The following is a 14,353-nucleotide window of genomic DNA, read 5'->3' on the forward strand; positions in this document are numbered from 1 at the left end:
CTGAGCAGCGCCAGCGTGGCCCAGCCCACCGTGACGCTGCCCAACACCACCGGCGCCCCCATCACCCAGACCTACACCGTGACGGCGACTAGCGCCGCTGGCTGTACCGCGACGTCGACGGTTATTGTGACCATCAACCCCGCGGCCGTGGCCACGCCCGGCCCGGCCATCAGCTTCTGCTCGGGCACGGTATCGGCCCCGCTGGGCGGCACCGCTACGCCCGTAGCAGGCACCACGTATAGCTGGACGCCTACCACCGGCCTCAGCAACCCGAACATCCTCAACCCCACGGTGACTGGCACCAATACCACCGGCGCGCCCATCACCACCACTTACACGCTGACCACCACCACGGCTCAGGGCTGCGTGGCCACCGCTACCGTGGCCGTGACTATCAACCCGGCCGCCGTGGCCGATGCCGGCCCGGCCCGTAGCACCTGCTCCAACGTGCCCGTGGCCATTGGCAACGGCACCGCGGTAGCCGGCACCACCTACGCCTGGAGCCCGGCCACCGGCCTCAACAGCACCTCGGTGCTGAACCCGACCGTGACCCTGCCTAACCTCGGCACCACCAACATCACCCAGACCTACACCCTGACCGCTACTACTGCCAACGGCTGCGTAAGCACCGGCACGGTCGTGGTGACCATCTTCCCGGCCGCGGTGGCGCAGGCTGGTCCGGCCGTGGCCTTCTGCTCGGGCGAAACCCGGACGCTGGGCGTGGGCACCGCCGTAACCGGCACCACCTATGCCTGGAGCCCAGCCACCGGCCTGAGCGACCCCACTGCGCTGAACCCGACCGTGACGCTGACCAACACGACCGGCGCCCCCATCACCACCACCTACACGCTGACCGCCACTACCGGCAACGGCTGCTCGGCCACCAGCACCGTGGCCGTGACCGTGAACCCGGCCGCCGTGGCGCAGGCCGGGCCGGCCAAGGCTACCTGCTCGAATGTGGGCGTAGTTATCGGAACCGGCACGGCCGTGGCCGGCACCACTTACGCCTGGACGCCCACCACCGGCCTGAGCAGCGCCACCGCCCTCACCCCCACCCTGACGCTGCCCAACCTGACAGCCGCGCCCATCGTGGTGACTTACACGCTGACCGCCACCACGGCCCAGGGCTGCACCGCCACCAGCACCGTAGCCGTGACCATTAACCCGGCCGCCGTGGCCGATGCCGGCCCGGCCCGTAGCACCTGCTCCAACGTGCCCGTGGCCATTGGCAACGGCACCGCCGTGGCCGGCACCACCTACGCCTGGAGCCCGGCCACCGGCCTCAGCAGCACCTCGGTGCTGAACCCGACCGTGACCCTGCCTAACCTGACCGGCGCGCCCATCACCCAGACCTATACGCTGACGGCCACCACCGCCAACGGCTGTACTGCTACCAATACGGTGGTGGTAACCATCAACCCGGCCGCAGTGGCCGTGGCGGGTGCCAACCAAGCCGTGTGCTCGGGCTCGACCATTACGCTGGGCGCGGCCCCGGTAACGGGTTACACCTACGCCTGGAGCCCGGCCACCGGCCTGAGCAGCACCACCGTGGCTAACCCCACCTTTACGCTGACCAACACCACGAACACGCCGAACCCCATCGTCTTCACGCTGACGGCCACCACCGCCAATGGCTGCGTAGCCACCAGCACCGTGACCGTAACCGTGAACCCTGCTGCCGTGGCCGATGCCGGCCCCGACGCCGCCGTGTGCGACCTCAAGAACATCACCTTGGGCACTCCGGCCCGCGCCGGCTACACCTATAGCTGGGCTCCGGCCACGGGCTTAAGCAGCGCCACCGCCGCGCAGCCCGTGTTCACCGCCTCCAACACTACGGCCGCGCCCATCACCCGCACCTACACCGTGACGGCTACCACCGCCAACGGCTGCGTGAGCACCGATGCCGTGGTCATCACCATCAACCCGCGCCCGGCGGCAGCGGCCATTGTGGGGCCGGCTTCGGTGTGCCCCACGGTTACGGGGGTTGCCTACTCGGTGCCCACGGGCACGGGCACGGCTTTCCCGCCCGGCACGCCCTTCACCTGGCAGATTAACGGCGGCACCATTGCCAGCGGCCAGGGTACTCCGGCCATTACCGTAGATTGGGGCGTGGCCAGCACCGGCGGCTACCTCAAGGTTTTCAGCCTGAACGCGCAGGGCTGCTCGTCCGACACCACCACCCTGCCCATCATCATCAACCAGCGCCTGCAAACCGTGCGACCCACCGGCCCCGGCGATGTGCTGGCCGTGGCCCCGCTGCCGCGCTCGGTGTGCCAGGCCGATGGCCCTTACCGCTACGCGACCGGCGCTTACGCCAACGGCTCCAGCTACGCCTGGACCATCATCGGCGGCACGCAGGTGAGCACCTTCCAGAATACGGTGACCGTGAACTGGGCCCCCGTGGCGGTGCCCACCATTGGCAAAATTGTGGTAACGGAAACCAGCAATCCCGCCAGCGGCGTGCGCTGCCTGGGCACTTCGGATACCATGCGAGTGCTCATCAACCCCTCGCCGCGCACCACGCTGGCCATCACCGCCCCGGTGCGCGTGTGCCAGACCAACGGCCCCGTGACTTTTGGCCTGCCCGGCGGCTTCACCGGTTCGTCCTACGTGTTCCAGCTGAATGGCGCCACCCTGGCCGGTACCGGCAACACCCGCGTGTTGAGCCCCCTGCCCGCTCCCGGCACCTACACCCTCACGGTGCAGGAAACCACCTCGGCCGGCTGCACCGGCCCGCTCTACACCACGCCTTTCACGGTGGCTCCTACGCCAACGGCCCCTACCATCTCGGGCTCGGGCTTCGTGTGTAACGTAGCTACGCCGCAGCAATACGCCATAGCCAACCCCACTACCGGGGCCAGCTACCAGTGGACCGTGGTGGGCGGCACCATCACGACGGGCGGCACCGGCAGCCAGATTACGGTGCGCTTCAATGCCACCGGCCCCTACACCGTGAGTGCCGCCGAAATCAGCGCGGCCCCCGCTTCGTGCGCCGGCCCGGCCACTACGCGCACCATCCTCTTCGATAGCCCCACGGTGGTGCTAACCAACGCCTCGGTAGATGCTACCAGCAACAACCGCGTCATCATCAGCCTGAGCGTACCCAACAGCGGCAACACCCCCAACCCGGTGCAAGTGCTGCGCCGTGTGGCGGGCTCTGGCATCTTCGCAGCGGTGGGCACGGTAGCGGCTACGGCCACCACCTTCACCGACAACAGCGCGGTGGATGCCAACGCCAACTCCTACGAGTACCAGCTCAGCCTCACCAACGGCTGCGGCACGGCCAACACCACCGGCGTGGCCCAGACCATCCGTCTGCAAGCCACCACTACCACCACCGCCGGCGGCCGCGACCAGGGCAGCACGGCTCTCACTTGGAACGCCTTCGTGGGCTTCCCGGTGAAGGAGTACCGCATCTACCGCCGCTCCGATGCCGGTGCCCCGGTGCTCATTGCCACGGTGAACGCAGGCACGCTGCAATACACCGCCTCCAACAACGACCCGAACGCCACTGCTACCGGCGTGGGCTTCAGCCAGAATTTCCGGGTAGTGGCTGCCAGCACCGATGCCACCCCGCTGCTCTCGAACTCGAACGAAACCAGCGTGAGCTTCGCCAACGCCGTGAAGACCTATAACGTCATCACCCCGAACCGCGACGGCCTCAACGATGTGCTCGTCATCGACAACATCTCGCTCTACCCCGGCAACACCTTCACCGTCTTCAACCGCTGGGGCCGCGAGGTGTACAAAACCACTAACTACCAGAACAACTGGGGTGGCGACGACAGTACGCCCGCCGGCAACTACTTCTACATCCTGACCCTGCCCAACGGCACCAGCGTGAAGAACTGGTTCGAGATAATCAAGTAGACCACTTGCTGTACTGAGAAAAGGCCTTCCGGTTTCGGGAGGCCTTTTTTGTTAGGTGAGTGGTGTGACACCACTCCAGGGCGGTGCGGAACCGGTCCAGGGTGGTGGGACCGGTGCGGAACCACTTGGGATGCATAGCAGAGGCCCCGCTGCCCGCGTACCTTTGCCAACTATTACCGCTTCGCTCCCATTATGTCCCGCAAAATCCAGAAAGCCTCTAAAAACTTACCCGCCGACGCCCTTCACAACATCCTGATTCAGGACATGGTGGCCGAAGGCAAATGCATGGTGCGCCTCGACAACCTGGTCATCTTCGTGTCGCAGGTGGCACCCGGCGATGTGGTGGACCTGCGCATCACCCGCGCCAAAAAGAACTTTCTGGAGGCCGTACCCACGCACTTTCACAAATACTCCGAGTTGCGCACCACGCCGTTTTGCCAGCACTTTGGCGTGTGCGGCGGCTGTAAGTGGCAGCACCTGGGCTACGACACCCAGCTGCGCTTCAAGCAGCAGCAGGTGGTCGACCAGCTCACCCGTATTGGCAAAGTGGCCCTGCCCGAGATTCCGTTCATCCTCTCCTCGCCCGAGCGCACCTACTACCGCAACAAGCTGGAGTACACCTTCTCGGACAACGGCTGGCTCACCACCGAGCAAATCAACGACAACACCCAGACTTTCGACCGCAACGTACTGGGCTTCCACACCCCCGCCCGTTTCGATAAGATTATCGACGTGCAGCACTGCCACCTCCAGGCCGAGCCCAGCAACGAAATCCGCCTCTTCGTGCGCGACTACGGCCGCGAGCACGGCCTCGAATTCGGCAATATGGTGCGCCAGACCGGCAACCTGCGCAACCTCATTATCCGCACGGCTCAGAGCACCGGCGAAATCATGGTGATTCTGCAGTGCTACCGCCCCCATGAGTCCATCGAGCCCCTGCTCGATGCCCTGCTAGCCAAGTTTCCCGGCATCACCTCGCTCAACTACGTGCTCAACAACAAGGGCAACGAAACCTTTCACGACCTCGACGTGGTGTGCTACCACGGCAAGCCCTACATCGAGGAAGAGATGGAAGGCCTGCGCTTCCGCATCGGCCCCAAGTCCTTCTACCAAACCAACTCCGAAGGCGCCCACCAGCTCTACAAAGTGGCCCGCGAGTTCGCCGACCTCAAAGGCGATGAGCTGGTGTACGACCTCTACACCGGGGCCGGCACCATCGCCAGCTTCGTGGCCCACCAGGCCCGCAAAGTCATCGGCGTCGAGTACGTGGAGCAAGCCGTGGCCGACGCCCACGTCAACGCCGAAATAAACAACATCACCAACACCGAGTTCTACGCCGGCGACATGAAGGACATCCTCACGGCCGACTTCACCGCCCACCACGGCCGCCCGGACGTCCTCATCACCGACCCGCCCCGCGCCGGCATGCACCCCGACGTGGTGGCCCGCCTCCTAGAGCTACGCGCCCCCCGCATCGTCTACATCAGCTGCAACCCCGCCACCCAGGCCCGCGACCTGGAGCTGCTGGATGCTGCCTATAAAGTCACCCGCGTGCAGCCGGTGGATATGTTCCCGCACACCCACCACGTGGAGAACGTGGTGGCGCTGGAGCTGAAGTAGAATTTACAAATGACCAAGCAGGAAGTTAACGCAGCAATTCATCTGGGCAAGTTACCTGCCACGCATGAATGGTATGGAGGGTTTCTCGTACTATTTTACTGCCTATGCTTTTCTGTAATTGGTATAGTATTCATTTTCGACAAACCATTAAATCCTTTTGCTCCCGCTGGCTTATTGTTGTGGGTCAGTTTATCACTTTATACACTGTATTGTTTGCTAACTGAACGAAAATTGACGGCTGTCAAAACGTATTTAAGTGCAGGTGATAATCAGCAATTAATAATCAGTGTATTCAATGCGTTGAACTGGCAAGTTTCATTACCATTTCAGCATAGTATCATTGCTACGAGGGGTTCTAATTGGTTTGGAATCCCAGTGTATGCCACCGCCTTGCTAGAGGAAGGTATAGTTTACTTGAACCTAATGAATGGTGGTGGGAACATCAAGGGTCGAATTCCTTTTTCATTTGGCCAAAACGAACAGAAGCTTCGTCTGCTCATTGATGAAATAAATAAAAGCAGGCAATTAGCTAAATAAAACAATGGACTACTTCAACGACCCCGAACTCAACGGCAAATACCTCGGCACCATCACTAAGGATTTCGTGAAGGTGTGCGATACGCTGGCCGAAGCCTCGTCCCAGATTCGCAAGGGCGACTTCAGCCAATACCCCATTTTCGTCTTTGCCAAGCAGGAAGTGCCCCTCGGCGGCCTCCTCGTCAACGCCGACGAACTGAACCTGGACTGGCACGTCTTCGCCAGCTACCTAGAGCTGTTCGTGCAGCAAGGCATCGTCAGCGCCGACGGCGTCGAGGCGTTTCAATCGACCTATAAAGACCCGGACGAGTTCTGCTGCCTCTTCGTGCTCGATGAGGAGTTCACAAATTTCGTATTTGTGCCGTATCCGGAGGATTAAAGCCGATTCGGTTTAAAAACAAACAGCGCCCCGACTTTGAGTCGGGGCGCTGTTTGTTGTATGGGGCAAGGTTGTGCCCTAATTCCGGCGCTGCACCGGCAAATCTTCCAGCTGCGCGTAGCTCAGCTTCCAGGTATTATCGGTGGCTTTTTTCCAGAGGAAAATATAATTACCCTCACCGAAGCCGGCGGGCTGGCCGGGGCCGGCCGGCTGCACATCCACCGAAAACGTGCCGGCCTCGTAAGCCGTGTTGGCATCGGTGCCCGAACTGCTCACGCTGGTTTTGAGGTTGCTGATGGTGGCAATGGTGGCGCTCACCCACTTCTGGCCCACTTCGTCTTTGCCCTTCCAGTGGGCGTTGCCTTGCACAAAGGCCACGTCGTCGGCCATCATGCCGGTAATTTTACCCGAATCGCGGCTATTCCAGGCGTTGATAAAGTCCTGGTCCAGGGTCTGAACATTGACGGCCTCACCGGCTTTCGAACACGAGGAAAGCGTCACGGCCACAAGTAAACTGCAAAAAAGGGATTTCATAAATCCAGAAGGTTGGTGAAAGAAAAGGTGGCGGGCAGCTTTCCCGCCGCTGCAAAACCGGCTAAAACAACCAAACCCCAGGCCAACGGCCCGGGGTTTGGTGTACGCACTCTTACGGGCAATTACCAGCTTTTGCGACGAATCTGCTCCGTCGAATACGGCTTCGAGGCGTCGCCGTACGAATCGTTGGGCAGGTAGGCCCCGTTCGTCAACTCAGGCTGCGCCCCCTGCATAGCGGCGGCCGAGGCCGTGAAGCTATTAGCCGGCACCAGCGCGGTTTGGGTGGTGCGGGTGGTCGTCACGGTCTGGCGGTTGCGGGCCAGGGCCAGTTCGCGGCGGTAATTGGCTTCGCGGGCGGCTACGGCCGCACGCTCAGCAGCGGCAGCGGCGCGCTGTTTGCGCTTGTTGTCAATGTGCTTGCCCACACCGTAGCCAATGGCACCACCGGCCACGCCGCCTACTACGCCACCTACCACGCGGTTACGCTTGTTGATGAGGGCACCAGCCGCGGCACCGCCCAGGCCGCCGATGGCGGTACCTTTAGCCTGCGGGCTCCAGCTTTTAAGGATTTGGGCCTGGGCCGAACGAGTGCCGAAAGACGTGCTCAACAGCACCAGCAAAGCGAAAAGATAAGGAAGCTTTTTCATGGCTTAAAGATTTATGGAGACAAGAAATCCGCCCGGATAATGGGTAGGAAGACAATTAGCGTGCCATTCCCGCCGCCGGCCGAATTCCCCCTCCCTAACGGCAGCGCTTACAGAAGGTTGGAATCCTATATAGAATTCGGGCTAAAAGCTCGTCCAGCCCTGCGCCTGCAGCGGCACGGCCTGGCCGGCTTTGGTCACCAGATTCGCCCCGTCGGCCTTGTCCGTGAGGTGGCCGATGATGGTGATATCGGGGTGATTTTTAATCTTTTCGTGGTCCGCTACCGGCACCGTAAACAGCAGCTCGTAGTCCTCGCCGCCGTTGAGGGCACAGGTGAGCGGGTCGAGGCTGAACTCGGCCGCCGCTTCCAGCGTGGGGTTGGCCATGGGAATGAATTCCGTGAAAACCCGGGCGCCCGTGCCGCTGGCCGCGCACAGGTGCAGCACCTCCGAGGCCAGTCCGTCCGACACGTCAATCATGCTGGTGGGCCGGATGCCGCGCTCGCGCAGCTCGTGCACAATGTCGAGCCGGGCTTCGGGACGCAACTGGCGCTGCACCACATACTCGTAATTAGCCAGCTCGGGCTGGGTTTCGGGGTCGGCCAGGTAGGCTTGTTTTTCGCGCTCCAGCACCTGCAGGCCCAGAAAAGCACCGCCCAGGTCACCGGTCACGCAGAGCAAATCAGTGGGCTGGCCGCCGCTGCGGCGCACAGCCTTGCCGGCCGGCACTTCGCCCAGCACCGTAATGGCCAGCGTGAGGCCGCCGCGGCTGGCGGTGGTGTCACCGCCCACTAGGTCCACGTTGTAGGCCTCGCAGGCCAGGCGCATGCCGGCATACAGTTCCTCAATGGCCTCCACGGTGAAGCGCGGGCCGGCCGACAGCGCCACCACCAGCTGCTTGGGCAGGGAATTCATGGCGGCTACGTCCGACACGTTCACGGCCACCGCCTTGTAGCCCAGGTGCCGCAGCGGGCAAAACGAGAGGTCGAAGTGAATGCCCTCGACCAACAAGTCGGTGGTCATCACGGTATCGGTGCCGGCCGTGGGCCGGATGATGGCCGCATCATCGCCAATGCCGAGCACGGTGCCGGGCTGGCGCGCGGTGATGTTGGCCTGCAAGCGGCGGATAAGGGCAAATTCGCCAATGGCGGAGAGGGGCGTGAGTTCGGACATGGTTAGTCAGAGTAGTCAATAGTTGGTAATCAGTGGCAGCCACCCGCCAATTCAATCAGTACCATTGGCACTGCCCGGCGGGATGGCAAAAGTACGCCCATAAAAAAAGGAGGGAATTGCTTCCCTCCTTTTTCGATTTCAGACAATGAGCTGCTTATTCAACGGTCAGCTCTTTGTAGATTTTGGTCTGGCCGTCGGCGCTCCAAATCTGCACGAAGTACAGGCCGGGCTTCAGGGACGAGATGTTGAGCTGGAGCTTTTCCTGGCCCTGGCCTTTGGCTTCGGCGCTGATGCGCTGGCCCAGGTTGTTCAGGACGGTAACGCTGCCCACTTTGGCATCTTTGATTTCAACCGTAGCCGTGCCGTGGGCCGGGTTCGGATACACGCTGATGTTGCTGTCGAACTTGCCCAGCGTGCTCAGCACGGCCTGGTAGGTACCGTACGGGCCGGTGTAGTCGTTGTGGTTGCCCAGCTGGTCGTAGAGCTGGCCAGCGGGGTTCGAAGCTCCACCGGGCCCGTTGAAGGCTGTGGAGTACATGTACCACTCGTCGGCAATGTTGTAGCCACCGGCGGCACGCACGGGCGGGCACGAGCCGGGCACGTTCTGCTTGGGCGGGTTAACCGTGATGCCGCGCGATACCGAAGCGCGACGGATAATCGTCTGGTTAGCCGAGGCTACGTAAACCGCGTTGGTGCCGGTACCATCCAGGGGGTTGGTGCCGCTCCAATTGCCGCCGGCCGCGCACGACTGCAATACGGGGCCTTCGCCAATCACGCCGATAAGGTCCACAATCACGCCGTTGCCCACACCGGCCGTGCCGCTGGGGTAGCGCACCAGGGCCATGGCGTCGTCGCCGCTGAAGTAGATAGGGCCACCGCCCACAATTACCGAGTTATTGGCGGCAGGAGCCAGCGCGTAATCGGCGCAGAACTGGTTGGCCGAGTTCACAATGGCCGGCAAGGTGGCTTGTCCGCAGGCAATGACGAAGGTCGTGCGCGGGTTCATGCTGTTCGTGCCTACGGCCACGTGGGCAGCATTGCTACGGAACACCTTCTCTTCCTGGAAGATGGGGGTGTTGCCGTTGGAGTAGCGCCGTACCGAGTACGGGTTCAGGTTGACGGTATTATTGGTCGGGTTGAAAATCTCCAGGGCGCGCTCGTTACCGGTCGAGTTGGTGGTGCCGCCGTAAGGCTGGCCCGATTGGTGGGCTCCTTCGGCGTATTCCGAGAAAAACAGCTCCGTGCCTTGGGCATGGGCGGCTCCGGCCAGCAGCAGCGCTGCCGAGAGCATCAAGTAGTTCTTTTTCATATTTTTTGGAACGTGTATTGTCAGTGCAAAGGCAAAGATACGCGCTTTTTGTGGCTAGGTTCATTACGATTATAAGTACTCTTAAAAGCCTTTTTCTCTAGATAAGCTTCCGGAACAGGCCAAGAGGCGCTGCCGGATATACCGGACAGCCTTATTCGGGCGTTGTAGCCCACATTGTAGTGCCGAGCAGGGGCCGCCCCTGCCCGGCCAGTTCGCACATTTTTTTTCGCCGGGCCCCGTAGCTTTGCTATGCCGGGGCTTTCTTCTTCGGCTACTTCTCAATCTATGCGCCCTATTTTTTCTTCTCCGGTCAAAACTGCTGTGCTCTCGTTGCTGATTTTCGCGGGTTGCGCAGCGTCCTGCAAGCGCGACGGTTCCAGGACGGCCGCCTCCGACCCGGCTTCGGCCGCAGCAGCCAAAGCGCAGTTCGACGTGCTGCGCGATTCTGTCGACATCAAGTGGCGCAACATGACGGAGAGCGACGACCAGAAAATTGGCATCACCCGCCTGCTGCTGCGCGAGCTTAAGGGCCAGCCCGGCATCGATGCCACCCAGCTACAGGGCCTGGACCGCGCCAACACCCGCCTCAAAACCCGCCGCTACACCCAGCAAACCATGGCCAGCTCGGACCTGATTGACCAGTACGACGCCGCCCAGGACTCGCTGCTGAAAGCCGTGTACCCCGTGGCCGCGCCCAACGGCAACGCCCCCACCGAAAATGCCCGCGATTTCGTGGAAGGCATCCAGCAGCTCGATGCCAGCGTGGTGGCTTTTCGGGTGCAATACGACCGTGCCGTGCACCAGTACAACGACTACCTCAAGCTGCACCGCGCCGAGCTGGAATCGCTCGGCGGCAAGTACGCCACGCTCCAGCCGCTGTCGTTTTTCACGATTGGGGATAAGTAGGCGAGTGCTCGATAGCCCCTGTGGGGTATATATCGATGTTGAGCAGCATTTGCTTATATTTAAGCCTCAGCTAATCAATATCATTCACCAAACGCCCCACGCATATGCACACCGCTACTTTTTTCCGTCGGCTGTTGCCGGCTATGCTCCTCACCAGCCTCGCGCTGGCCTCGTGTGAGTGTCGCAAAGACCATGACCCGCGCCCCAATAAAGGCAAATGCGGGTCGACGGCTCCCTCTACCACCACGCCGCCTCCCGGCGGCAATTCGTAAGCACCGCTTGTGGCTCTGCAACAGAAAAGGCCGGCAAATTTGCCGGCCTTTTCTGCATTTAAACGGAATAATGACTACTTACAGCGCGGCCATTTCCTCGCGCACGAAATCGGCCAGGGTGCGCAGGTACTCGGTGCTGAAATCGAAGCGAATGCCCGCGGCGGCATAAATCTGGCCGATGGGCGCGGTGTAGCCCAGCGCCAGAGCACGCTTGTAAGCGGCCAGGCCTTCGGTAGGGTTCTGGCGGAAATTGCGCCACACGGCAATGGCCCCGAGCTGCGCCATGGCGTACTCGATGTAGTAGAACGGCACTTCGTAGAGGTGCAGCTGCTTCTGCCAGAGGTAGGGCTTAAAGGTTTCCAGGCCGTTCCAGTCCACGGTGCGCTGGTTGAATTCATCGAAAATCTCGACCCAACGGCTGTGGCGCTCCTCCTGGGTGTGCGTGGGGTGCTCGTACACCCAGTGCTGAAACTTGTCGATGGTGGCCACCCACGGGAAGGTTTCGAGCACGCTTTCGAGGTGGGTTTTCTTGGCCCGGCGCAGGTCTTCGGGGTTGGGCAAGAAGACATGCCACTGGTCCATACTCATCAGCTCCATGCTCATGGAAGCCAACTCGGCCACTTCGGACGGTGGGTGCTTGTCGGCGCCCAGCGGCAGGCCGCGCGTGAGAAAGCTGTGCACGGCGTGGCCGCCTTCGTGCAGCATGGTTACCACGTCGCGCAGGCTGCTCGTGGCGTTCATGAAGATGAAGGGCACGCCGGTTTCGTCCAGTGGGTAGTTGTAGCCGCCGGGGGCTTTGCCCTTGCGGCTTTCCAGGTCGAGGTGGCCCATCTGTCGCATGGTGCGCAGGCAGTTGCCGAGGTAGCTGTCGAGGGTTTCGAAGACGGTGATGGTCTTTTCCAGCAGCTCTTCGCCGGTGCCGAAGGGGCGCAGCGGGGGCTGGCCACTGGGGTCCACGTCGAGGTCCCAAGGGCGCAGGGCGGGCAGGTTCAGGTCCTGGCGGCGCTCCAAGTCGAAGTCGTCAATCAACGGCACCACCGTTTCGCGGATGGCGGCGTGGAAGTTGAAGCAGTCCTGCGGCGTGTAGTCGAACCGACCTAGGGCGGCAAACATATAGTCGCGAAAATTGGCAAAGCCCGCGTTCAGTGCTACCTGGTGGCGCAGGGCCACCAGCTCGGTGAAGAGCTGGTCAAGCGGCTCGGCATCTTGCAGGCGGCGGGCCTGAATGGCGCGCCAGGCGGTTTCGCGCACGGTCCGGTCAGGGTTTTTGAGGCGGTCGGCAGCCTGAGGCAGGGTGAGGTCCTGGCCGTCGAGGGTCACGTTCATGGCCCCCACCGTGGCGGCGTACTGCTGCTGCTTGGTGCTGATGTCGGTTTTCAGCGGAATGTTCTCGGCCCGGTAGATTTCCGAGGCGCGGCGCACCGAGCGCAGGAACACGCCGTAACGCTTTTCATCCAGCCCGGCCAGGTGCGGCGAGGCCAGCATCTTTTCGTTGAGGGCGTGGTCGTGGGGAGCTACCTGCGGCTCCACTTCGTTCACAAAATACTGGAAAGCCTCGGAGCGCGCCGGGTCCTGCGTGTCACAGGTCATGTGAATGTAGCGCCATGCGAGGTCCTCGCTCAGCACCGATTCCAGTTCGGAGCGGTCGAGCAGCCAGCGTTCCAGCTCGGCGGGCGTGTTTATCAGCCGGGCCTGCAATTCCTGAAAAAAGGGCTCAATCGCGGCCCAATCGGTCACCAGAAAATCCTCGGGCAAATAGTGGCGGGGTGGCCGGCTGGTATCGGTGGCCGACTCGGCAGTAGGTTCAGCTAGAAGCATCATAGTACAAGTATAATCGAACGTAACCCGCAATGGCGGAAGTCGCCTCTCCTTACGAGCGCAAAGCCGGGGCAGACTATTTTTTAATTCTAATAAGCGCCTGTCATCCTGAGCACTGCGGAGGACAACAGGCGCAAAACCCATCCCTACCCTATTTCAATCACCACATCTTCCGTCATCGGGTGGCCGACGCAGGTGAGTACATAGCCTTGTTTCAGCTCCGAATCAGAAAGGCCTTCGCGCTCGTCGAGGTGGACTTTGCCGCTCAGGCACTTACCGCGGCAGGCGGTGCACAGGCCAGCCTGGCAGGAATACGGCAGGTCGATGTCCTGGTCGAGGGCGGTTTCGAGAATGGTTTTGCCGGCGGGTACTTCAATGAGGTATTCGCTGCCTTCGTACTGGATGGTGACGGTGCGGGTATCCTTTATTTTATCGTCGGGACTGGCCGATACGTCGCCGTGGCCGCTGGGCTGGGCGGCGGCCAGCTCGGCATTGTCGGCGCTGGCCACAAAGCTTTCGCGGCGAATGCGGGCCTCGGGCACGTTCAGCAGGCTGAGGGCGGCCTGGGCTTCGGCCATCAGGCCCTCGGGACCGCACATAAAATACTCGGCCTGCTCGGCCGGGAACTGGTGGCGCTGCTCCAGAATTCGCAGCAGCATGGTGCGGTTGAGGCGGCCGGTGTGACGGTGCGGGGCCATGGGCTGCAGGGGCTGACTATACACGTGCTCCACCTGCAGGTGGCCGTTGGAACGGGCTTCGAGGTCGGCAAGCTGCTGCTGAAAAATCACGGATTCCTCGTTGCGGTTGCCGTAAATCAGCAGCACGTAGCTCTGGGGCTCAGCCGCCACCACGGCCTTCAGCATGGCCATGAGCGGCGTGATGCCCGAGCCGGCCCCGATGAGCACCAGCGAGCGGGCCGCTTTGGGGCTGGGGCTCAGGGTGAAGTTGCCCAGCGGCTCCATCACTTCCATTTCCTGACCTACCCGCACCGTATCGAGCAAATAATTACTCACCAGGCCGCCTGGCACGCGCTTCACCGTCACGGACAGGCGCGGGGCCTCGGCCGGCGTGCTGCTGAGCGAGTAGGCGCGGCGCTCCTTTTTGCCGCCCGGCCCGCAGGGCACGATGAGCGTCAGAAACTGCCCGGGGCGGGCGGAGATGGGCGCGCGGTCCGGCCGCTCGAGGTGAATGGTGATGGAATCGGCGGTTTCCTGGGTGATGGCAACGACGGTGAGGGTATGGTACATTGAGCGGGGTATGCGGATGGGGGAACGAGGGGCCGGGACGGCGC

General features: G+C 62.0%; 12 protein-coding genes. 6 read left to right on the plus strand and 6 right to left on the minus strand.

The window, feature by feature from the left end; translation table 11 throughout:
* The 4 genes from I7X13_RS21755 to I7X13_RS12350 form a co-directional block, all read left to right on the plus strand.
* A partial coding sequence (locus tag I7X13_RS21755; RefSeq protein WP_198075722.1) for a T9SS type B sorting domain-containing protein occupies nt 1-3,870 on the plus strand: 3,870 nt, incomplete at its 5' end.
* Nucleotides 3,871-4,062: 192 nt separating this feature from the next.
* Nucleotides 4,063-5,490, plus strand: coding sequence for a 23S rRNA (uracil(1939)-C(5))-methyltransferase RlmD (gene rlmD, locus I7X13_RS12340; protein WP_198075723.1), 1,428 nt, complete (start codon nt 4,063-4,065; stop codon nt 5,488-5,490).
* 9 nt (nt 5,491-5,499) lie between these two features.
* Complete coding sequence (locus I7X13_RS12345) at nt 5,500-6,027, plus strand: hypothetical protein (RefSeq protein ID WP_198075724.1); 528 nt, start codon at nt 5,500-5,502, stop codon at nt 6,025-6,027.
* 4 nt (nt 6,028-6,031) lie between these two features.
* On the plus strand, nt 6,032-6,406 hold the full coding sequence (locus I7X13_RS12350) for a hypothetical protein (RefSeq protein WP_198067283.1): 375 nt from the start codon (nt 6,032-6,034) through the stop codon (nt 6,404-6,406).
* A 78-nt stretch (nt 6,407-6,484) separates the two neighbouring features.
* Here I7X13_RS12350 and I7X13_RS12355 read toward each other — a convergent pair whose 3' ends face one another.
* The 4 genes from I7X13_RS12355 to I7X13_RS12370 form a co-directional block, all read right to left on the minus strand.
* Nucleotides 6,485-6,940: a YybH family protein gene (locus I7X13_RS12355; RefSeq protein WP_198075725.1), complete on the minus strand. Its 456-nt coding sequence runs from the start codon at nt 6,938-6,940 to the stop codon at nt 6,485-6,487.
* A 122-nt stretch (nt 6,941-7,062) separates the two neighbouring features.
* Nucleotides 7,063-7,587: a hypothetical protein gene (locus I7X13_RS12360; protein WP_198066346.1), complete on the minus strand. Its 525-nt coding sequence runs from the start codon at nt 7,585-7,587 to the stop codon at nt 7,063-7,065.
* 141 nt (nt 7,588-7,728) lie between these two features.
* Nucleotides 7,729-8,757: a thiamine-phosphate kinase gene (gene thiL, locus I7X13_RS12365; RefSeq protein ID WP_198075726.1), complete on the minus strand. Its 1,029-nt coding sequence runs from the start codon at nt 8,755-8,757 to the stop codon at nt 7,729-7,731.
* Between the two features lie 154 nt (nt 8,758-8,911).
* Entirely contained in the window at nt 8,912-10,066 is a 1,155-nt protein-coding gene (locus I7X13_RS12370; RefSeq protein ID WP_198075727.1) for a T9SS type A sorting domain-containing protein, read from the minus strand.
* A 285-nt stretch (nt 10,067-10,351) separates the two neighbouring features.
* On the opposite strand from I7X13_RS12370, the gene I7X13_RS12375 reads away from it, so the two are divergent.
* Nucleotides 10,352-10,972 carry a hypothetical protein gene (locus tag I7X13_RS12375; RefSeq protein ID WP_198066349.1) on the plus strand — a complete coding sequence of 207 codons (621 nt, stop codon included), beginning with the start codon at nt 10,352-10,354 and terminating at the stop codon, nt 10,970-10,972.
* A gap of 104 nt (nt 10,973-11,076) precedes the next feature.
* Nucleotides 11,077-11,244 carry a hypothetical protein gene (locus I7X13_RS12380; protein WP_198075728.1) on the plus strand — a complete coding sequence of 56 codons (168 nt, stop codon included), beginning with the start codon at nt 11,077-11,079 and terminating at the stop codon, nt 11,242-11,244.
* Nucleotides 11,245-11,322: 78 nt separating this feature from the next.
* Here I7X13_RS12380 and I7X13_RS12385 read toward each other — a convergent pair whose 3' ends face one another.
* Nucleotides 11,323-13,065, minus strand: a complete 1,743-nt coding sequence (locus I7X13_RS12385; protein WP_233454777.1) for a M3 family oligoendopeptidase — start codon at nt 13,063-13,065, stop codon at nt 11,323-11,325.
* 143 nt (nt 13,066-13,208) lie between these two features.
* A complete protein-coding gene (locus I7X13_RS12390; protein ID WP_198066351.1) occupies nt 13,209-14,309 on the minus strand; it encodes a ferredoxin--NADP reductase in 1,101 nt (366 codons plus the stop codon).
* Nucleotides 14,310-14,353 lie beyond the last annotated feature (44 nt).

This window comes from Hymenobacter negativus, assembly GCF_016056375.1.
Lineage (GTDB): Bacteria > Bacteroidota > Bacteroidia > Cytophagales > Hymenobacteraceae > Hymenobacter > Hymenobacter negativus_A.

Excerpts from the sequence above, each read along its gene's own strand:
- I7X13_RS12390 (WP_198066351.1), bottom strand. The coding sequence starts at position 14,309 with ATGTACCATACCCTCACCGTCGTTGCCATCACCCAGGAAACCGCCGAT.
- I7X13_RS12360 (WP_198066346.1), bottom strand. The coding sequence starts at position 7,587 with ATGAAAAAGCTTCCTTATCTTTTCGCTTTGCTGGTGCTGTTGAGCACG.
- I7X13_RS12350 (WP_198067283.1), top strand. The coding sequence starts at position 6,032 with ATGGACTACTTCAACGACCCCGAACTCAACGGCAAATACCTCGGCACC.
- I7X13_RS12355 (WP_198075725.1), bottom strand. The coding sequence starts at position 6,940 with ATGAAATCCCTTTTTTGCAGTTTACTTGTGGCCGTGACGCTTTCCTCG.
- I7X13_RS12380 (WP_198075728.1), top strand. The coding sequence starts at position 11,077 with ATGCACACCGCTACTTTTTTCCGTCGGCTGTTGCCGGCTATGCTCCTC.
- rlmD (WP_198075723.1), top strand. The coding sequence starts at position 4,063 with ATGTCCCGCAAAATCCAGAAAGCCTCTAAAAACTTACCCGCCGACGCC.
- I7X13_RS12370 (WP_198075727.1), bottom strand. The coding sequence starts at position 10,066 with ATGAAAAAGAACTACTTGATGCTCTCGGCAGCGCTGCTGCTGGCCGGA.
- thiL (WP_198075726.1), bottom strand. The coding sequence starts at position 8,757 with ATGTCCGAACTCACGCCCCTCTCCGCCATTGGCGAATTTGCCCTTATC.
- I7X13_RS12385 (WP_233454777.1), bottom strand. The coding sequence starts at position 13,065 with ATGATGCTTCTAGCTGAACCTACTGCCGAGTCGGCCACCGATACCAGC.
- I7X13_RS12375 (WP_198066349.1), top strand. The coding sequence starts at position 10,352 with ATGCGCCCTATTTTTTCTTCTCCGGTCAAAACTGCTGTGCTCTCGTTG.
- I7X13_RS12345 (WP_198075724.1), top strand. The coding sequence starts at position 5,500 with ATGACCAAGCAGGAAGTTAACGCAGCAATTCATCTGGGCAAGTTACCT.